This window comes from Anoxybacillus sp. FSL W8-0382, from assembly GCF_038003845.1.
Classification (GTDB): Bacteria; Bacillota; Bacilli; order Bacillales; family Anoxybacillaceae; genus Anoxybacillus; species Anoxybacillus flavithermus_G.
On sequence record NZ_JBBOPX010000001.1, the window covers coordinates 2,020,317 to 2,040,482 of the forward strand.

Genomic DNA, 20,166 nt, shown 5'->3' on the forward strand with positions numbered 1-20,166 from the left:
CCTTTCGCACTCAAATGGTTTCCCTCCCCGACTAACTCCCTCTCTACTATATTTTTGATTATATTCGCTACATTTTTTGTTATTCCTTCTTAACTTTCTGATAATTTCACTAATCTGATCGGAATAAAAAAGAGCAGCTTGTTCGCTGCTCATCGATCGGTAATGACGATATATGTTGCTTTCACCGGCCCATGCACGCCGACAACTAAGTTCATTTCAATATCTGCGGAGTTGCTCGGACCTGTAATGAAATTGATGCATGACGGAACATGCTTCTCCCGAATGATGTGCGCCGCTTGCGTCATTCGGGGAACGATTGTACTTTTCGGAATAAGCGCCACATACGTCGTCGGTAAAAAGCTAATCGTTCTCCCTTGATCGCGGTTGTTTAATAGCACAACCGTTCCTGATTCAGCTAATGTGATGTCGCTAAAGGTGATGCCAATATTGGCTCGCTCAGCCGCTTCGATATTCGCCCGTCCGAGCGTATGATCCCATACGTGTACATCTTCGCGCGTGAAAAGCGAGCTTAATCCAAACTGCTCGTAACGCTCATCGTTTGCGACGACAATCGAGCCGCCGCCATGTGCCGCTATAACGTCGTCTATCGCGTCAACGAGACAATCTGCTGTCGTTTCGACAAGCGTCGTATGAATGCGCGTACATTGCTTTTTTAATTCATCAAGCAACTCGTCTTGGCTATACCCTTGAAATACGGTATGTTGCGGGGCATGTTTCCATTTCGGGCGTTCTACAGACGTACGCACATCGCGTCCAAGTCGTGAAGCAATTCGTTGTAAAAAAGCTTCCATTTATTCGTTCCCCCTTTGTTTCAACCAGTCGCGGAATCGCTCTTTTTCTGGCGCTGGAAACTCGCGAATGTCCGTCCACGCTTTTAACGGTCCCGGTCCTTTCGAAATGCGGTCGTTGACGGTAAACGGATTCATAGCGCTCGGCGCCACTTTTGACCCGATTTTATATAAAAGCGACGATGCCGCACCTAATCCGAACGCTTTCATCGCTAATTTTTCTGAAATCGGCGCTTTTCCTTCCCGTTCGACAATCGTTTGACGATGTTTTAACAACAGTTCATGAAGCGGAATTTTAACCGGGCACGCTTCCGTACATGCCGCGCATAACGTGGACGCATACGGCAATTCTTTATAATCATCGTAACCGCCAAGAAGCGGGGACAATACCGCCCCGATCGGCCCGGAATAAATCGAACCGTATGAATGACCGCCGATATGGCGATATACCGGGCAGACGTTGACGCAAGCCGCGCAGCGAATGCATTGTAACACCGACTGAAATTCCGTTCCTAAAATGTCAGAACGCCCGTTATCGACAATGACGAGATGAAATTCTTCTGGTCCATCCACTTCCCCTTCCTCGCGCGGACCGGTTAATACGGTAATGTAGCTCGTCAACTTTTGCCCGACCGCACTCCTCGTCAGTAAACTAACGAGCACTTCCATTTCTTCAAACGTCGGTACGATGCGCTCCATTCCCATGACTGTAATTTGTGTTTTCGGCAATGCGGTGACTAAATCGGCGTTTCCTTCGTTCGTCACGAGCGTAATCGAACCGGACTCGGCAATCGCAAAATTGCATCCGGTAATGCCCACATCAGCTGTCATATATTCATGGCGAAGCATATGGCGCGCATGAAGGGCAAGCTCTTCCGGCTTTTCCGTTTTTGTGTACGCTAACTTTTCCTTAAATACGTCGCGAATTTGTTCTTTATTTTTATGAAGCGCCGGCGCAACGATATGAGACGGTGGATCGTGGTCGTCGACTTGCAAAATGTATTCACCAAGATCCGTTTCAATGACTTCACAGCCAAGCTTCTCTAATGCGGCATTCATATGAATTTCTTCCGTCACCATCGATTTCGATTTCACAATTTTTTTCGCTTGTTTGCTTGCAACGACGCGGCAAATGTAGTCGTTCGCTTCTTCTGCCGTTTGCGCAAAAAACACATGGCCGCCGCGCTTTTTTACATTTTCGCTCAGTTGCATTAAATAATAGTCTAAGTTTTCAAGTGTATGTTGGCGAATTTCTTCTCCGAGCGCGCGCCACTCTTCCCAGTTGCCAAGCTCAGCAGCTGCTTCCAACCGGCGCGTGCGCAGCCGCTCTTGCGCTCCAGCAACCGCTCCGCGCATAAACGTATTATGAATTCCTTTCTCGACGCGTTCGTGAAACTCTCCCATGTTAATTTTCATCGCCATATGAATCCCCCCTATCTACTATTGAGCACTTCGGCAATGTGCATGACGCGAATCGGTTTGCCTTTTCGTTCGATGCGCCCGCCGATATTCATTAAACAGCCACAGTCTGCACCGATTAAATAGTCGGCTTCGACTTGTTCAATGCATTGAATTTTTTCATCGACCATCTGTTCCGAAATCGGCCCCATTTTTACTGAAAACGTGCCGCCAAATCCACAGCAATTGTGCGCGTTTGGCAAAGGGACAACTTCCAGCCCTTTCACGTGTTGTAATAACGTAAACGGCGCGTCTTTCACGCCGAGCAGGCGCGTCATATGACATGATGTATGGTACGTCGCCTTCCCTTCTAACCGCGCGCCAACATCTTCCGCTTTTAGCACATCAACAATAAATTGCGTCAGTTCGTACGTTTTATCGGCGAGGCGTTGCGCGCGTTCTTCCCATTCCCCATCACCTTGAAAAATGTGCGGATATTCTTTAAACATCGTTGCACACGAACCGGATGGGGTCACGATATATTCTGCGTGTTCAAACGTGCGAATCATATGTTTCATCGCTTCCTTCGCTTCTTTTACATACCCGCTATTGTACGCAGGCTGACCACAGCACGTTTGCCCCTCTGGAAAATGTATCGTACAGCCGAGCCGTTCTAATAGTTCAACGGTCGCCTTTCCGACGTTCACGTGAAATAAATCAACTAAACATGTAACGAATAATGTAACGTTCATCCCCGATCCCCTTTCGAAAACGTTTTCTTTTCCTTCACTTTACACGCAATTGCCAAATTAGTCAACCGGTCATCTGATGAGTATGTGTGGAGGGAGCCCTCCCATCATAAAGAAATGTAGTCAGAAAGCACTTTTTCTACGTGTCCTAAATGGTCTTTCATTCGCTCTTGCGCAAGTTCGATGTTTTGTTCGCGAATCGCTTCAAAGATGGCGATATGGTCTTCAAGCAGCTGCTCCGTCGTCGTTTGTTTCGCAAACAGCCAAATGCGTCGCGTTTCACGCATCGTTTCCATCATCATTCCCGACACGTTGTTCATTAAGCTAACTAACAACGGATTTTTCGTTGCCTCCGCAATCGCCATATGAAATAAAAAGTCGGCTTTTTCGCCAAGCTCTTCATCGCCGATCACCTCACGCATTTGCGCAAGGGCGCTTTGCATGGCGCGCAAATCTTCTTCCGTCCGTTTTAGCGCCGCCAATCCAGCTGCGCCAACTTCAAGCAGTTTGCGCACTTCTAATAAATGGGCCACGTCTTCTTTATTCATCAGCAAAGCAGCAGAAATCGGAAACGATAACATCGCTGGGTCAAATTCGCGCACGTATGTGCCTTCCCCTTGTTTCATTTCAATGAGCCCCATCGCCCTAAGCGCCGTTAACGCTTCGCGAATGGCCGCGCGGCCGACTTGGAAATTTTCAGCTAGTTGTTGAACGGAGTCGAGTTTATCTCCGGGCTTTAACTGTCCCGTTTGAATCATATGTAAAATGGCTTCGGCTACTTCTTCATATATTTTTTTCGGCTTAATTTGTTTGTACACATTGTCCACCCCATCATCTTTTGTTTACTCCCCTATGTAAATAGCATATCATATCGTATTTTTCTAAAAAATAAAATTGTTGTTTATCTTCCTTCCTTTTTTCTTTCCCTTCCTATGTGATATAATAATTCGTCGCAACATATATGCAAAGGAGTCGTTTGCAGTGCATATCATCTGTACAACGTTAAATGCGAAATATATTCATACAAACTTAGCGATCCGGTATTTGAAAGCATACGCCCAGCCAGAGTTTGACGTGGAGCTTGTCGAATATACGATTAAAGACCCTGTGTTAAACATCGTCACCGATTTATATCGCCGCAAACCCGATGTCGTCGGGTTTAGCTGTTACATTTGGAACATCGAACAGACGATTGAAGTTATTCAGCTTTTGAAAAAAGTGCATCCGACCGTTACGATCGTCGTCGGTGGACCAGAAGTGTCATACGACGTTGCTTATTGGCTTGAGCGCGTACCACAGTTTGATTATATCGTCATCGGCGAAGGAGAAGAAACGTTTAAACAGCTTCTGACAGCGCTTCATCGCGGTGAAGATGTCGCAACGATCGCTGGACTTGCCTTTCATCAAGACGGCAAACCGGTCATCAATCCGCAGCGAAATAAAATCAATTTAGCGAATATGCCGTCGCCGTTTCGCTTTCCAGAAGATATTCCGCATTTGTCCAAACGCGTCACATACGTCGAAACGAGCCGCGGCTGTCCGTTTAGTTGCCAATTTTGTTTATCGTCGATTGAAGTTGGCGTCCGCTACTTTGATCGTGAAAAAATAAAAGAAGATTTACGCTACTTAATGAAACACGGAGCGAAAGTCATTAAATTTGTCGATCGCACATTTAACATTAGCCGCAGCTATGCGATGGATATGTTCCAATTTTTAATTGACGAGCACGTGCCGGGCGTCGTGTTCCAATTTGAAATTACAGCGGATATTATGCGCCCAGAAGTGATCGAGTTTTTAAACCGTGAAGCGCCGCCAGGGCTATTCCGTTTTGAAATTGGCGTGCAATCGACGAACGATGAAGTGAATAAACTCGTCATGCGGAAACAAAATTTTGATAAACTTACCCGAACGGTTACGATGGTAAAACAAGGTGGAAAAATTGCGCAACATCTCGATTTAATTGCCGGACTTCCTGAAGAAGATTACACATCGTTTCGAAAAACGTTTAACGACGTGTTTGCCCTTCGCCCTGAAGAATTGCAGCTCGGGTTTTTAAAAATGTTGCGCGGCACAGGACTGCGCCGTCAAGCAGACGAGTACGGCTACATCTTTATGGATCGGGCACCGTATGAAATGTTGCGCAACCGCGTGCTATCATTTGACGACGTCATTCGCTTAAAACAAGTCGAAGATGTGCTTGAAAAATATTGGAACGACCATCGGATGGACGAAACGATTGAATATATCGTCACCCATTTATTTGACACACCGTTTGACTTTTTCCAATCATTCGGCACGTATTGGGACGAACAAGGATGGGCGCGCATCGGACATCAACTTGAAGATTTATTCCGCCGCCTCTATTCGTTTTTACAAACGTTACACACGAACGACTTGCCGATCGTCGAAGCGCTCATGAAATACGACTATTTGCGCAATCAAAAACAAAAACCACGCAAACCGTGGTGGGATGAAAAAACGGACAAACATGTACGCGCGCGCGTATATGAAAAACTGTCCGAACAACCGCACCTTCTTTCACTAAGCGAAAAAGAACTATTTAAACATACCGTCGTCGAAATGATCCCGTTCGACTTGCCGCATTATTTACAAACGAAACAAGTGCGCATATGCAACATGGCGATGATCGTATACTTTAACCAAACGACAATGAAAGCAGAGACGTATTTTTTGGAAATGGAAAAGTAGGAGCCTCCACTCCTACTTTTTCTTCTTTGCCTCTTCCATTAACTCCATCACTTTATGCGCATTGATGTCGCCTTGTTCGCTCCCGAATTCTTCCTTTAATATATCGCTTGGAATTGGAATCGTTTTCCCTGCTTGTTTATTTTTCATTTTCCTTGCCGTCCTTTTTTCGAATTGCGATTCGCGCCGCGGCTCATATCTTCGCCACCAGCGTATTGCGCAGCAAATTCATCTTTCGGCATGCTTTCCGTCGGTGTTTGATTGTTCGTCTTCGCTGCATCGTGTGTCACTTTTCGCTTCATCATCATTCACCTCGTCCGTCTGTTTGTTCTTTTTTGTATGCAATGAGTATAATGTCTTCGCCCGTTTGTTCACGAAGCTTTCGCTCAAATTGTTGCACTTGGGCGATGTCGCGCTCATGCAACTGCGCAATAGGAAAACGCATATAAATCCCCCCTACAAGTAATGTCATGCAAAACGACATATTTTATACGTTGTTAAGCCATATTAATAGCGAGGTGATGATGGATGGAAAAAGATATCGAATCGCCAATTTTGGACGAAACACAACCGCATCAAATACATGCTCCGTCGTTTAAAGGAACGGGCATGCGCATGCAGCCGCCGTTTGTCAATCAACACGGGGGCGTTATTGGCGACAGTAAATACAATTCGCCAAACTCCCCGCTCAATCAATGGAGCGATGAAACAGATCCGAGTGTCATGGCGGGTGATGAATGGGTGCATCCGACGAACGACATCGGCTGGAACACCCCTGAAAACCGTGCCCAATTAGAAGAAAAACGAAGCGAAAACGCTCCGTTTATGCATCCAGACAAAGACGTCGGATATGGGGCAGATTAAAGCTATTTCCCCCGTAAACGAAATACCTTTGAGAAAGTAGCGATTAAAAAATGCATAAATGACTAACACAGGCATCGTAAACACCATCGACGCCGCCATAATGTACTTCCAATAGCTAATGTATTGTCCTTGTTGATTTGAATTTCAACCAAACTTGAAACCGATTGCAACAAAAAATTTGTAACAAAATTCGTGGTATTTTGTCCAAAAATGTTCTCCCCTTCCCACGAACTGTCGTGCTATAATCATCTCAATCCGCCCATAATATTGAACAAGTCGCCGCAACGACAGAAGAACAAAACGCAACGATGCAAGAGCTGCTCGCCTCGTCGCAAGAACTCGCAAGCACAGCAGAGCAACTTCGTCAGGCGGTCGCACGCTTTCAAATGTAACAAATAGATAACCGTCCTTTCGCATCATCAAAAGGACGGTTTCTTCGTTTGTATTCACTCAGAAAGGAAGTGGACGCATGCTTTCCCCTCACCTTGCGAAAAAAATTGTGTCGGACGTCCGCTGCCTCATTCATGAAAATCTCATTATCGTCGACACGCATGGCATCATTATCGCCAGCACCGACCCGACGCGCATCGGGCAATTTCATGAAGGCGCGTTTCTCGTTTGCCAAGAAAAACAAAAACGAATCATTACGAAAGAAGACGAAGGAAAGCTCAAAGGAGTAAAAGCTGGCATCAACTTACCTGTTTTTTTTCACGGTGACGTCATTGGCGTCATCGGCATTACAGGAGATCCAGCGAACGTATCACCATACGGTGAGCTATTAAAAAAAATGACCGAGCTTCTCATTCAAGAAAACTACTATACGGAACAGTTACAACTTGAAGCGCGTGCGCTTGAAACGTTCGTCTTCGATTGGCTGCAAGCGCGCGAATGGTCGCCATCCTTGCACGAGCGAGCCCAACTGTTTCATATCGACCTCGCTTGCTCGCGGCGCGTCATTATCGCTTCGTTAAATGAAACAAAACAAACGATTTCCGTTGACATGTGGAAATACGTTCAAATCGTTTGGAGCGATGCACGTGATGTCATCGTCCGTTGGGGAAACGATCGCTTACTTATTTTACAAACAGACGACGACAAAGAACGAACGATCGCTAAACTCAAAACGATGCAACGCTCATTATTAGACAAATACGATGTGACGCTTCATATCGGATGCGGAAAAATGGGAGATAGTAAACAGGTGTACCATTCGTATAAGCAAGCTGAACGTGCCCTTCATATCTCCAAACAAACAGGCGACATCGTTTTCGATGAAGATTTACGATTGGACATGTGTTTAGAAGACATTTCGCCTGCGACAAAACAAGAACTTATTAAACGAACGATTGAACCGCTCATACACGATGAAGAATTGTTGCATACGCTGCGGACGTTGTTCGCTAACGACTTATCGCTCAAACGAACGGCAGAGGCGCTTCACATTCACATTAATACACTTCATTACCGGCTAAAAAAAATACAAGATTATACGAAACTGAACGTGCGCCATCTCGAACATATCATCACCTTATACTTAGCTATTCGTTTTTTAGATGAAACAACAAAAAAATAATGTGTAAGCGTTTTATTTTTATATGTTTATACATAGCGGGTTTTCCCGCTTTTTTATATGCTTACAGTACAAACAAAGGGAAGAAGGTGGATGATATGATTACTGAACAAGTGAAACGACAGTTCATTCAAATTGTCGGCGCAGAAAACTACGACGATTCGAAAGCCGGACGGCTCGTTTATTCCTATGACGCAACACCAAACTTTCAATCGCTTCCTGACGCAGTTATCGCACCACGCAACACAAAAGAAGTGAGTGAAATCGTAAAAATTTGCAACAACGAGCGCATTCCGATCGTTCCACGCGGCTCAGGAACAAATCTTTGTGCAGGCACATGTCCAACGGAAGGCGGCATCGTCATCATTTTTAAACATATGAATCGCATATTAGAAATTGACGAAGAAAATTTGACGGTGACCGTTCAACCGGGAGTCATTACACTCGACCTCATTCAAGCGGTCGAAGCGAAAGGATTATTTTATCCACCTGATCCAAGCTCGATGAAAATTTCAACGATTGGTGGAAACATTAACGAAAATTCCGGCGGCTTGCGCGGATTGAAATACGGTGTCACACGCGATTACGTCATGGGGCTTGAAGTTGTACTCGCCAACGGCGACATCATTCGCACGGGCGGCAAGCTCGCAAAAGACGTCGCTGGCTACGATTTAACGCGCCTATTCGTCGGCTCAGAAGGCACTCTCGGCATTATTACAGAAGCGACGTTAAAACTCATTCCGATGCCGGAGACGAAACAAACGATGCTCGCGCTTTATGAAGATTTAGAAGCGGCAGCACGCTCCGTTTCCGCCATTATCGCCAACAAAATCATTCCGACGACGCTTGAATTTTTAGACCAGCCGACGTTACAAGTCGTCGAGTCGTTCGTCAACATCGGCTTGCCGACGGACGTGAAAGCGGTGTTGCTCATCGAACAAGACGACCCGAAAGAAGTCGTTGAGCGCGATATGGAAGCGATGGCGCGCATTTGCCGCGAACAACACGCCATTTCTGTTCAAGTGGCACAAACGGAAGAAGAAGCAAACAATTTACGCACAGCGCGTCGCTCAGCGCTATCGGCGCTCGCTCGCTTAAAACCGACGACGATTTTAGAAGATGCGACCGTTCCACGTTCGCAAATTGCAAATATGGTGAAAGCGATTAACGATATTGCTAAAAAATATAACGTCAACATTTGCACGTTCGGTCACGCAGGTGACGGCAACCTTCATCCGACATGTCCGACCGATGTGCGCGACAAAGACGAACTGCATCGCGTCGAGCAGGCGTTTGAAGACATATTCGCCAAAGCGATTGAGCTTGGCGGCACGATTACTGGCGAGCATGGCGTCGGCGTCATGAAAGCGCCGTATTTAGAATGGAAGCTCGGCAAAGAAGGAATCGCTGCGATGCAGGCGATTAAACGAGCGCTCGATCCGAACAACATTATGAATCCAGGGAAAGTGTTCGCAAAAAGCACGCGCAAACGGGTGGTGATAACGCGATGAAAAACGAACAGCTCATCCAACAACAATTTCAAGCGCGCATGAATGAAGACGAACTACTAAACTGTATGCGGTGCGGTTTTTGTTTGCCGACATGCCCGACGTATATTGAATCCGGCTTTCAAGAGTCGCACTCGCCGCGCGGCCGGATCGCATTAATGAAAGCAGTCGTCGATGGACTGATTGAACCGGACGAAGATGTCGAACGTTCCCTTCAACTCTGTCTTGGCTGCCGCGCGTGTGAACCGGTTTGCCCTTCTGGCGTGCGCTACGGCCATTTATTAGAAGAAGCGCGCGATATTATTGCGCAACATAAACGATATCCGTGGTTCGTTCGTCTCGTTCGCCACGTCGTATTTAAACAACTTTTTCCGCATCCAAAGCGGATGCGCATGTTGACGGCACTTATCGGTTTTTATCAACGTTCAGGGTTGCAGGCGCTCGTTCGCAAACTCGGCTTATTGCGCGTGTTGCCAAATCATTTAGCGATGATGGAAAACGTGTTGCCGAACGTGCCGACGTGGAAACAAATGAACGAACGACCAACGCACATCGAAGCGGAAACGAAACGAAAAAAACGGGTCGCCTTTTTTAGCGGCTGTTTAATGGATACGATGTTTATGGACACGAACGATGCGACGATGAAACTATTGCAGCTTGTCGGCTGCGACATCGTCATTCCACCGGCCCAAACGTGTTGCGGTGCACTTCACGGGCATAGCGGCGAAAAAGCGGACGCGAAAACGCTCGCGAAACAAAACATTGAAGCGTTTGAAGCGCTCGATGTCGACTATATCGTCACAAACGCTGGCGGGTGCGGGGCGTTTTTAATCGAATACGACCATTTATTAAAAGACGATCCGATTTGGGCAGAGCGTGCGAAAGCGTTTGTCGCAAAAATAAAAGATGTGTCCGTCATTTTAGTCGAACTCGGCTTTCATCTCGAAGGATGGCGCTTGCCTGAGCAAATCGTGACGTATCAAGATTCATGCCATTTACGCAACGTCATGAAAACCGCAAACGAGCCGCGCCTGTTGCTTCAATCCATTTCCGGCGTCGAGTTTCGCGAAATGAAAGATGCCGATCGATGCTGCGGTTCAGCAGGCATTTATAACATCATCGAGCCAGACATGTCGATGCAAGTGCTTGATTACAAAATGGAACAAGTAAAACAAACGAAAGCGACGACGATTGTGACCGCCAATCCCGGCTGTTTACTACAAATGAAGCTCGGCATTGAACGAGAAGGACTGACGAACGTGCGTGCCGTTCACCTTGTCGAGCTGCTTTTAGAAGCGGTAGAAGCGACAAAAGAAGCAAACGAGCCGGTGAAACAAACAGGGTAAGGGTATGGACATTCATGCCCTTACCCTCTTTTTTAAACGCTTTTCTAATTCAGCACGCTTTTGTTCTAACTGCGCTTCGCTATACGTTTTTCGCTCATATTGCGTATAGTCGATATGTAGCCATTCCGGAATCAATTCCGTTCGCACCGCTCGTTTTTCTTTTTTTATGCGACCATGCTTCTTCCAATTGCGCAAAATCCCCTCGGCATATTTCCACGTTTTCACTCCGTTTTTTAACGCGATCATTAACGCTTCGAGCACCCATTCCGCTGACGTGTCATTCACCCATAGCGCCATCTGTTCACCGACATAGCTACTGATCGTCCCGAAACCGTTTTGTTCATAAAAATAAATCAAGTTTTGTAACGTATGATCTGTTGTTATTTCTGTTTGTCTGTTCATATTGCGACGTGCGTCTTGGCAAGTTGACGCGTGCGATGCGTCATGTTGCATCGTCCGCTCGTCATGTTGACCGTTCGTTTTTTCGATACACATGTTCTCGTCATCTTCCGTCACTTGCTCGTCATGTACAACGTTTGTGTCAAGCACTTTGGCAAGCACATCGTAGTCAATGCGATACCATTTCGTTTTATCCATCTGTGAGCGATAGCGCGAGACGACGATCCCTTTTTTCTCAAGCCGTACGATCGTGCGCCGAATCGTACTTTCTGACCAAAACGGAAATTGCTTTTTCCACCCTTCGTACGTGTTGTACACCCATACATGTCCATCATGCGTATGCGTGCTTTTTCCGAGCCAATAATGAAGCTGCTGTAAAAAAATGCTTTCATTTAGTCCAAGCTTTACCGCCACCGTCGGCAATACGAACAACGGCTCATCATCGACTAACCACTTCTTCATCACAATCCCCCCTATATCCATTTATCGCCTCATACACGACATTTGGTTAGGGGGGATAAAAAAGAGAATGCCTTCGCATTCCCTTTACGGTTCTGGTGTAAATGTACGTTGTGCGAGTTCGTTGTCGAGCATAAATAGCGAATTGCTGTCGCCTTCGATGCGTTTCAGTTTTTGAATAAGCGTATCAAACATCGACTCTTCTTCTACTTGTTCGTCGATAAACCATTTCAAAAAGTTCATCGTCGCGTGTTCACGCTCATCTAACGCTAAGTCAGATAGTTTATAAATGCGGCGCGTCACTTCTTTTTCATGAGCGAGCGCTTTTTCGAAGCAGTCACGAACGGATGTAAATTCGTTGTTCGGTGAAGGAAAACCTGTCATAATGGCCCGTTCGCCAAGCGCATTAATAAAGTTGTAAAACTTCATCGCATGAAAACGTTCTTCTTCCGCTTGCACTAAAAAGAAATTTGCGAAACCATCCAATCCTTCCGCTGAGCAATATGCCGCCATCGCCATATACGCATGTGCGGAATAAAATTCGAAATTCATTTGTTCATTCAGTCCGTTTAACAATTTTTCACTTAACAACATCAACACTCCTCTCTTTCTTTATTATAACAAAAAGAGGAGGAACGTGCCTCCCCTTATTCGTTTTGCGCTTTTTTCAACGTTTGAATCGCTTCTTTCTGTTGTTTCGTTTCTTTTCCGGAGAAAAACCAGCCGCCAGCAGCAATCGCTAAAAGAACGATCCAGAAAATCGCTTTCCATAACGCCGAATGCGCGAAATGTTCAGGAACGACAGCTAAGCTCGGATGCGCAAGCGTATATACTGCCAACTTCACACCGACCCAGCCGACGATTAAAAATGCGGCCGATTCTAGGCTTGGGCGTTTATGCAACAATTTCACGAACGCATTTGCCGCAAAACGCATAATAATGACACCAATCAATCCACCAGCGAAGATGACTAAAAACTTTCCGCCGTCCAGGCCTCCAATAGGCGGTAAGTTCGTATCTGGCAACGTCATCGCTAAAGCGACCGCTGCTAAAATCGAATCGATCGCAAACGCTAAGTCAGCGATCTCCACTTTCAGTACAGTCATCCAAAAACCAGATTGCTTTTTCCCTTCTTTATGCGAACCGTCTCGATTTTTGTTTATAAAATGATGTACGGCAATAAACATTAAATACAACGCGCCGAGCGCTTGAATTTGCCAAATATTCACTAAATACGAAATGACGAAAAGCGCAGCGAAGCGAAGAATAAACGCCCCGGCAAGCCCGTAGAAGAGCGCCCGTTTTTGTTGTTTTTCTGGCAAATGTTTGACCATCACCGCCATGACGACAGCGTTATCGGCCGCTAAAATGCCCTCCAATCCGATTAAAACGAGAAGCACCCAACCATACTCTAACAACAATGATACATCCATCAATGATCCCTCCTGTAATATGTAGTTTTCCCTCGCCCGTCGGCAAAAAATCATGAAAACGCAAAAAAGACCTTCGCCGAACGGCAAAGGTCTCGCTAGACACATGTTGTGCCAACAAAGCCGATGGACAAGGTCCACGAATTGACGACTTTGTTTTCAGGCAACGCCTGAACGCTACTCCCCTTTGTAAAAGGAAAACTATAATTTAACTGTAATTTTATTATAAACCTGAATCCGTGACAAAACATCTTTACAATGGTCGCAAACCGTTGATATGATAAGGGAAAACGACGTTGACGATTCTTCATCAAGTAGGTGAATGTGATGAAAGATTTCCCGATTCGGTTTGTATTGACAGATGAAGCGATTACTCCAAGTGCTGGGCTTGCTCTCGTGGGCTACTTACTGCACCAAACGAAGCTGGATAAACGAGTAAACGCCCTTCGGCTCCCAACGGTTCGTCGAGATGTGCACATTTCCCATAGCGATGTCATTCGCTCGATGATTGGCTTGCTTGCCACAGGAAAAACGGATTTCGATCATATCGAAGCGTATCGTCAGGACGATATCTTTTCGGCATCGATGGGGATTCAGCACGTGCCTTCCTCCCCAACGTTGCGACAGCGTCTCGATCAGCTCGCTTGTCTTCCGATGACCGAAGCAATCATTTGGGAGGAATCGATGCGTCTGTTGGTTCGACAACACGCTACCTTGTCCCCTTGTTGGGCGAAAGGGAAAACGACATGGCTTCCCCTTGATATAGATGCTTCCCCATTTGACAACTCCGATACGAAGAAAGAAGGAGTGAGTCGAACGTATAAAGGATTTGACGGTTTTACGCCGTTGTTTGCGTACGCAGGGAAGGAAGGGTATATCGTTCATGCCGAGCTGCGTCCAGGGAAACAACATGTACAAGACAACATGCCTTCGTTTTTAACTACCGCCATCCGTCGAGCTCGTCCGCTGACCTCGTCTCGTCTGCTTGTCCGCATGGATGCAGGAAACGATGCGGAAGCGAATGTGCACGTATGTCTAAAGGAAGACGTGGACTTTGTCATCAAGCGAAACTTACGCCGAGAATCGAAAGCGCTTTGGTTCCAGATCGCTTCGCAAAAGGGCAGACGCGTCGATGATGGACAAACAGAAGGAGTACAAACGTATGAGTTATGCCTTCCACAGACCGCAGCAATCGATGGACACACGTATACGTACGTTCAAGTCACCCAAGTGACGGAACGAACGATGGAACGAAATGGACAGCTGATGCTCGTTCCTAATTACGAAGTCGAAAGCTACTGGGTGCGCCTCGAAGGATACGAGCATGTTCGAATGAGTGATGTGCTCGCATTGTATCACGATCATGCGACATGCGAACAGTTTCATAGCGAACTGAAAAGCGACTTAGATTTAGAGCGACTTCCATCAGGGAAGATGAAAACGAATGCGCTCGTGTTAGTCATGGGAGCATTCGTGTACAACCTTCTTCGCCTGATTGGACAAGATCTATTAAGCGATCCGAGACATCCATTACATCATAAAGTGAAACGCCGCCGCATCAAGACGATCATTCAGACGGTGATCACGATGGCAGGTCGACTCGTCCGCCGATCACGACAGATCTGGATGAAACTGACGCGAAGGAGTGGCTATAGCGAGCCCCTACTGAACATTTACATAAAATGGAGAGAAGGAGCATAACGAACGATTGTTCGCAATTCTGTACTCATCCTAACCCTCTGTCCTTTTTTGTTTTTTCTTTGGTTTATATACCTAAAAAAGATATTTATTTCATTTCTGAGAGTGAAGATGACATCTGTTTTAAACATAAAAAGGGAATGGTGGATCACACATCCATAAAACCAGCAAAAAAGTCAAAGTCGATGTCAATCCATCACGGATTCAGGATAAAGACATGAACGCATTTTGTCAACCCGTCAACTTACTTGTTTTTGTTCCGCATGCACCTCGTTTAGCTTGCTGTGCTTGCGACCATACAAAAAGTAAATGACGAGACCAATCGCGAGCCAACCGCCAAAGCTAAGCCACGTCATGGCAGGAAGCTGAAGGGCTAAATACGTACAAAACGCGACCGCAAGAAGCGGAATGACCGGTACAAACGGCACCATAAAGCTTCGTTTTAAGTTCGGCTCTGTTTTTCGCAACACTAAAATGCCGATCGCAACAGTCGTAAATGCAAACAACGTTCCGATATTTGTTAAATGCGCTAATTTATTTAACGGAATAACACCGGCAAAAATGGAAACAGCAATACCTGTTACCCATGAATTGACAAGGGGCACTTGTTTCCGTTCGCTCACTTTCGCAAACAATGACGGAAGCAAGCCGTCGCGGCTAATCGCATAAAAGAGGCGCGTTTGTGCATAAAGCATGACAAGAAGCACCGTCGTAATGCCTGTAATCGCACCGAGCGAAATAAATCCAGCAACCCAATCTTGGTTAATGTAATTTAACGCGAAAGCAACTGGATTTTTCACACCTAATTGATCGTACGGTACAATTCCTGTTAAAATGAGCGACACCGCAATATACAACAACGTACAAACAGCAAGCGAAGCGATAATACCGATCGGCATGTTGCGCTGCGGATTGCGCACTTCCTCTGCCGCTGTCGATACCGCATCAAACCCTAAATATGCGAAAAACACCGTCGCCGCTCCTGCCGCAACACCAGAAAAGCCAAACGGCATAAACGGCGTCCAGTTTTCTGGCTTCACATACCATACGCCAACCGCAATAAACAATAAAATGACTGCCACTTTAATGACGACCATCACCGCATTAAAGCGCGCTGATTTTCTCACACCTTGCGTCAATAAAAACGTAATAAGTAAAACAATAACGATGGCTGGCACATCAATAAACGTTCCTTTGGATGGATCGTATGCGCTTGTGAGGGCATGCGGAAGCTCAATGCCAAAACCGGCAAGCAACCCTTGGAAATAGCCCGACCATCCGGCCGCTACCGCCGATGCAGCCACACCGTATTCTAAAATTAAATCCCAGCCAAGCATCCATGCGATGATCTCACCAAACGTCGCATAGCTGTACGTATACGCGCTTCCCGATACGGGCACGCTCGATGCAAATTCCGCATAACAGAGCGCCGCAAATACGCACGCTAATCCAGATAAAATAAACGAAAGAACAAGCGCTGGTCCCGCATGCTCTGCCGCCGCTACGCCCGTCAAGACGAAAATGCCCGTCCCGATAATCGCTCCGATGCCAAGCATCGTCAAATCAAAGGCGCCTAATTCTTTTTTTAGTGCAGCGCCGCTTTTTCCTGACTCGCTCATGAGCGCGTCAATCGACTTTTTCCTGAACAAACTCATCGTTGTAAACTCCCCTTTTGAAAAATAAACATCTTGTTTTATACTTTAACGCCCAAAATCGTTAAAGGCAATACATTTTTATTATTTCGAAATATTTTTATTTTTCTAATAACAAAGGAAGCGTCACCGTCATCGTCGTTCCGGATCCGACTTTGCTTTTTATCGTCCACGTGCCGTTCATCATTTCAATGATGCGAACTGCCACCATCGCCCCAAGACCTGTCCCTTTTTGTTTCATGCTGAAATACGGTTCTCCGAAGCGCGCGATTTCCTCTTTCGTCATGCCGGCTCCTTCATCGCGCACAACGATCGTCACCGTTCGTTCATCGACGTGCATATGGACATATACCGCACCGCCATGCTGTATCGCTTCTATTCCATTTTTTATTATATTTAAAAAACATTGCCGAAAATATTGGGCGTTGCCACTTACTTTCGCAGGCATGAGCGTTGACACGATGTCTACCCCCGACATGTTCGCTAACGGACGCAACATGTCAATGACTTTCGTTAACTCATGATGCACGTCAAGCGGCTCCATTTTTTCTGGAAACGGCTTCGCAAACGTTAAATAATCGTCAATAATGGCGCAGGCGCGGTTTAATTCTTCAAGGGCGATATTGATATATTGTTCTCTCGTTTCCGCTAATATGTCTTTTGATTTCATGAGCTGCAAAAATCCTTTGACGACGGTTAACGGATTGCGTATTTCATGAGAAATGCTTGCGGCAAGCTGGCTGACGACTTCCATTTTTTCAAGCTTAATCGCTTCCGAGCGAACGAGCAACGCTTCACGCAACGTTTCAACGATAAGCACAACGAACGATACGGCAAAAGGAGGAACGAGAATAAAGTGAATGATGTACGACTCTGTCACTTGAAAATCAGAAATGACGATCGCCAAAATCGTAGCAACAATCGCTAATATAAACGTCACCACCCCCGAAGCGAATAATCGTTGTTTTCTCGACAGCCGTTGGAAAATAGGAGAAAACAAACTACCGAAAACGAACATCATGACATAAACAGCGACGGTAATGAATTGATAGCCGTACATCACCCAGCGCGCGAGCAGCAAAATAAGCAAGAGGGGAAAACTGACCGTCCATCCGCCGTAAAACGTGCCAAGTAAAAACGGAACTTGCCGCAAATCGTGCACGCAATCAGGGGCGATGTAAATCGGATATTTCATACATAAAATGATCGGAACGCTTGAACATGCGATAAGCAACAATCGTTGATGCGCCTTTTTTCTCTGGAAAAACCGAACGTGATCGTATAAAAAATAAAAGAAAAAAAATGCTCACTAGCATGTAAAATAAATTGTTTAACACGTGCTCATTTATATATGTCATCTCTCATCTCTCCCGGCGTCATTCATACACGTTCAGTTTCGCTAAAATTTTTTCTGTTGTCAACGCATCGACATCTTTGAAAAATTGCCTCGTTTCCATTATGATAAAGATGCAAACTACATAGTGGAGATGGTCATATGAACGAACGGCGTTATTTGCCGCTTTTATTTATTGTCATGTTTTTCGTCATGATGGGATTCGGAATTATTATTCCCGTCCTTCCGTTTTTCGCTGAAAACATCGGTGCAACCCCAACAGAGCTCGGTTGGCTCATGGCTGTGTATTCTTTTATGCAATTTTTGTTCGCACCGATGTGGGGAAACTTATCTGACCGATACGGGCGAAAGCCGATGATACTTATCGGTATTTCCGGCTTGGCGCTGTCGTTTTTCTTATTCGCCTTAGCAACAAAACTTTGGATGTTGTTTGCGGCCCGCATCATTGGCGGCTTCTTATCTGCCGCGACGATGCCGACAGCGATGGCGTATGTGGCTGATGTAACGACAGAAGAAAACCGCGGAAAAGGAATGGGCATGATCGGTGCGGCTGTCGGACTCGGATTTATTTTCGGACCAGCGATCGGCGGCATCTTTTCCGCTACAAGCTTAACGGTCCCATTTTGGATCGCCGGCTGTTTATCGCTCTTGACTGCCGTGTTCGTTTTCTTTTTCTTACAAGAGTCACTTCCGAAAGAAAAGCGTTCGATCGGACAAGCGAAACGGCCATCGCTTTCCTCCGCCCTTCAAGGACCTTTGGCGCGCTTATATATGTTGCAGCTGATCGTCACATTTTCCCTCGCTGGTCTTGAAGCGACGTTCGCTTATTTTGCCGCAAAACGCGCAGGTCTTACGTCAAAAGAGCTCGGCTACATTTTTATGATTATGGGACTTGCTGGTGCGATCGTTCAAGGGGGACTGCTCGGAAAACTGATCGCATCGTTCGGTGAAAGAACGGTCATTCGCGCTGGTTTATTTCTTTCAGCGCTCGGCTTTTTTCTTATTTTGTTCATCAATCATTTTTGGACAGCGGCGCTTTACTTAACGATTTTCGGCATCGGTAACGGTGTCATTCGCCCATGTGTATCGTCCTTGCTTACGAAATATACAACGGGCGGACAAGGAAGCGCGACAGGCGTATTATCATCGTTCGATTCGCTCGGGCGCATCGGCGGTCCGGCAATCGCAGGTTGGCTGTTTACATTAAAACCGAGTTTGCCGTATGTGACAGGCATATTGCTGACGTTCGTTTCGTTCGCCCTATTTCAGTCGTTTCAACGAGCAATGATGCAAAAAGGCTCCGCGTAATCGGAGCCTTAGATTATGACTTGTATTTTTTAACAACAAATAAAAAATCCCCTGCCAATCGCAGAGGTTAAACAATGATCGCATCGTATCCTTTTTTTCTTAACTCTTCGACGAGACGTTCTGCATTTTTTTTATCGCGAAATGCTCCGACTTGCACGCGGTATAACTTTCCATCGTCTTTCGGTGGAGCAGGCGGTTTCTTTTGCAATCCGAACGCTTTCGCCATTCCTTCTACATGACCGCGGGCAATTTGCGACAGAAATTCGTCTGATTTCAGCTTTGCGGCATCTCCTGCGTTGTTGATAAATAAGTTTTCCGTCAATAAAGCTGGCATATTCGTTTGACGAAGCACCGCATAGCTCGCACGTTTTTTTCCGCGATCGCGCACATCTCCAATCGCTTTCATCACTTCATCATGAATGATGTTTTGATATGAAACAGTTTCTTTGCTCACATTTCCATTGAATATATATGATTCAAATCCTGTTCCACCACCTGCGTTCACATGAACGGATAAAAAGAAGTCCGCACCGATCCGATTCGCCATCGCTGCCCGTTCCGAGAGTTCAATAAACTGGTCGTCTGTCCGCGTATAGTGTACATCGACACGTTCATACTCTTTCAACATCTCCCCTATTTTCGTCACAATCGTTAACGTTACATCTTTTTCACGAAGTCCGTTTCCGACCGCCCCCGGATCACGTCCTCCGTGCCCTGCATCTAAAACAATTTTTACCATCATATCCTCACACCTTTCTAACAAATTTTCTCTCTGCTAATGACATATACATGATCTCGGACAAAGGATACGGCCTTTTCGTATTTATCTATTTTTTCTTTCGCCCGCACATGAATCATCCGTCCTTTTATTTTTATACCTACATACGTATTTTGCCTATTCCTTCGCTGTTTATCA

General features: G+C 45.9%; 19 protein-coding genes and 2 pseudogenes. 7 read left to right on the forward strand and 14 right to left on the reverse strand.

All coding sequences use genetic code 11. The annotated features are described in order from the left end of the window. Window positions 1–149: 149 nt before the first annotated feature. The 4 genes from NSS60_RS10630 to NSS60_RS10645 form a co-directional block, all read right to left on the reverse strand. Complete coding sequence (locus NSS60_RS10630) at window positions 150–812, reverse strand: LutC/YkgG family protein (RefSeq protein WP_004891483.1); 663 nt, start codon at window positions 810–812, stop codon at window positions 150–152. Further along, window positions 813–2,231, reverse strand: coding sequence for a LutB/LldF family L-lactate oxidation iron-sulfur protein (locus NSS60_RS10635; RefSeq protein ID WP_004891486.1), 1,419 nt, complete (start codon window positions 2,229–2,231; stop codon window positions 813–815). It lies immediately after the preceding gene. Between the two features lie 11 nt (window positions 2,232–2,242). Next, window positions 2,243–2,959, reverse strand: coding sequence for a (Fe-S)-binding protein (locus NSS60_RS10640; protein WP_340720839.1), 717 nt, complete (start codon window positions 2,957–2,959; stop codon window positions 2,243–2,245). A gap of 104 nt (window positions 2,960–3,063) precedes the next feature. Next, window positions 3,064–3,783, reverse strand: a complete 720-nt coding sequence (locus tag NSS60_RS10645; RefSeq protein ID WP_064221132.1) for a FadR/GntR family transcriptional regulator — start codon at window positions 3,781–3,783, stop codon at window positions 3,064–3,066. A 154-nt stretch (window positions 3,784–3,937) separates the two neighbouring features. Here NSS60_RS10645 and NSS60_RS10650 point away from each other — a divergent pair, with 154 nt between their 5' ends. Further along, entirely contained in the window at window positions 3,938–5,665 is a 1,728-nt protein-coding gene (locus tag NSS60_RS10650; protein WP_340720840.1) for a B12-binding domain-containing radical SAM protein, read from the forward strand. Between the two features lie 12 nt (window positions 5,666–5,677). Here NSS60_RS10650 and NSS60_RS10655 read toward each other — a convergent pair whose 3' ends face one another. The 3 genes from NSS60_RS10655 to NSS60_RS10665 are packed head-to-tail and all read right to left on the reverse strand — an operon-like array spanning window position 5,678 to window position 6,107. Continuing rightward, window positions 5,678–5,812, reverse strand: coding sequence for a hypothetical protein (locus NSS60_RS10655; protein ID WP_004891495.1), 135 nt, complete (start codon window positions 5,810–5,812; stop codon window positions 5,678–5,680). Next, window positions 5,809–5,967, reverse strand: a complete 159-nt coding sequence (locus NSS60_RS10660; protein WP_003396831.1) for a hypothetical protein — start codon at window positions 5,965–5,967, stop codon at window positions 5,809–5,811. Before NSS60_RS10660 ends, NSS60_RS10655 begins: the two co-directional genes overlap by 4 nt. Further along, window positions 5,967–6,107, reverse strand: a complete 141-nt coding sequence (locus NSS60_RS10665) for a hypothetical protein (RefSeq protein WP_004891500.1) — start codon at window positions 6,105–6,107, stop codon at window positions 5,967–5,969. The genes NSS60_RS10660 and NSS60_RS10665 overlap by 1 nt, the downstream gene beginning before the upstream one ends. Window positions 6,108–6,190: 83 nt before the next feature. Here NSS60_RS10665 and NSS60_RS10670 point away from each other — a divergent pair, with 83 nt between their 5' ends. Further along, window positions 6,191–6,526 (forward strand): DUF3905 domain-containing protein, encoded by a 336-nt coding sequence (locus NSS60_RS10670; RefSeq protein WP_004891503.1) that lies wholly within the window; start codon window positions 6,191–6,193, stop codon window positions 6,524–6,526. A gap of 9 nt (window positions 6,527–6,535) precedes the next feature. On the opposite strand, the pseudogene NSS60_RS14995 reads toward NSS60_RS10670, so the two are convergent. Next, a pseudogene (locus tag NSS60_RS14995) lies at window positions 6,536–6,658 on the reverse strand (carbohydrate ABC transporter permease); the annotation flags it as partial. A 337-nt stretch (window positions 6,659–6,995) separates the two neighbouring features. On the opposite strand from NSS60_RS14995, the gene NSS60_RS10675 reads away from it, so the two are divergent. The 3 genes from NSS60_RS10675 (at window position 6,996) to NSS60_RS10685 (ending at window position 10,950) form a co-directional block, all read left to right on the forward strand. Then, the gene (locus NSS60_RS10675) at window positions 6,996–8,099 is read left to right on the forward strand and encodes a CdaR family transcriptional regulator (protein WP_340720841.1); all 1,104 of its coding nucleotides are present in this window, start codon (window positions 6,996–6,998) and stop codon (window positions 8,097–8,099) included. Between the two features lie 95 nt (window positions 8,100–8,194). Next, window positions 8,195–9,607, forward strand: coding sequence for a glycolate oxidase subunit GlcD (glcD, locus tag NSS60_RS10680; protein WP_340720842.1), 1,413 nt, complete (start codon window positions 8,195–8,197; stop codon window positions 9,605–9,607). Next, a complete protein-coding gene (locus NSS60_RS10685; RefSeq protein WP_004891510.1) occupies window positions 9,604–10,950 on the forward strand; it encodes a (Fe-S)-binding protein in 1,347 nt (448 codons plus the stop codon). The genes glcD and NSS60_RS10685 overlap by 4 nt, the downstream gene beginning before the upstream one ends. A 12-nt stretch (window positions 10,951–10,962) precedes the next feature. Here NSS60_RS10685 and NSS60_RS10690 read toward each other — a convergent pair whose 3' ends face one another. The 3 genes from NSS60_RS10690 to NSS60_RS10700 form a co-directional block, all read right to left on the reverse strand. Continuing rightward, a complete protein-coding gene (locus tag NSS60_RS10690; RefSeq protein WP_004891513.1) occupies window positions 10,963–11,832 on the reverse strand; it encodes a DnaD domain-containing protein in 870 nt (289 codons plus the stop codon). Window positions 11,833–11,895: 63 nt separating this feature from the next. Further along, complete coding sequence (locus NSS60_RS10695) at window positions 11,896–12,399, reverse strand: ferritin (RefSeq protein ID WP_035019246.1); 504 nt, start codon at window positions 12,397–12,399, stop codon at window positions 11,896–11,898. Between the two features lie 56 nt (window positions 12,400–12,455). Next, window positions 12,456–13,241 carry a TerC family protein gene (locus NSS60_RS10700; RefSeq protein WP_004891520.1) on the reverse strand — a complete coding sequence of 262 codons (786 nt, stop codon included), beginning with the start codon at window positions 13,239–13,241 and terminating at the stop codon, window positions 12,456–12,458. A gap of 324 nt (window positions 13,242–13,565) precedes the next feature. Here NSS60_RS10700 and NSS60_RS10705 point away from each other — a divergent pair, with 324 nt between their 5' ends. Further along, window positions 13,566–14,939, forward strand: a complete 1,374-nt coding sequence (locus NSS60_RS10705) for an IS1380 family transposase (RefSeq protein WP_340720843.1) — start codon at window positions 13,566–13,568, stop codon at window positions 14,937–14,939. Between the two features lie 236 nt (window positions 14,940–15,175). Here the strand turns inward: NSS60_RS10705 and NSS60_RS10710 are convergent, their stop codons facing one another. Together NSS60_RS10710 and NSS60_RS10715 are read right to left on the reverse strand one after the other, a co-directional pair. Next, window positions 15,176–16,591: an amino acid permease gene (locus tag NSS60_RS10710; RefSeq protein ID WP_064221125.1), complete on the reverse strand. Its 1,416-nt coding sequence runs from the start codon at window positions 16,589–16,591 to the stop codon at window positions 15,176–15,178. Window positions 16,592–16,688: 97 nt separating this feature from the next. Continuing rightward, window positions 16,689–17,946: pseudogene (locus NSS60_RS10715) on the reverse strand (ATP-binding protein). A 137-nt stretch (window positions 17,947–18,083) separates the two neighbouring features. On the opposite strand from NSS60_RS10715, the gene NSS60_RS10720 reads away from it, so the two are divergent. Next, window positions 18,084–19,250, forward strand: coding sequence for a tetracycline resistance MFS efflux pump (locus NSS60_RS10720; RefSeq protein ID WP_004891525.1), 1,167 nt, complete (start codon window positions 18,084–18,086; stop codon window positions 19,248–19,250). 67 nt (window positions 19,251–19,317) lie between these two features. Here the strand turns inward: NSS60_RS10720 and NSS60_RS10725 are convergent, their stop codons facing one another. After that, entirely contained in the window at window positions 19,318–19,989 is a 672-nt protein-coding gene (locus tag NSS60_RS10725; protein WP_340720844.1) for an N-acetylmuramoyl-L-alanine amidase, read from the reverse strand. Window positions 19,990–20,166 lie beyond the last annotated feature (177 nt).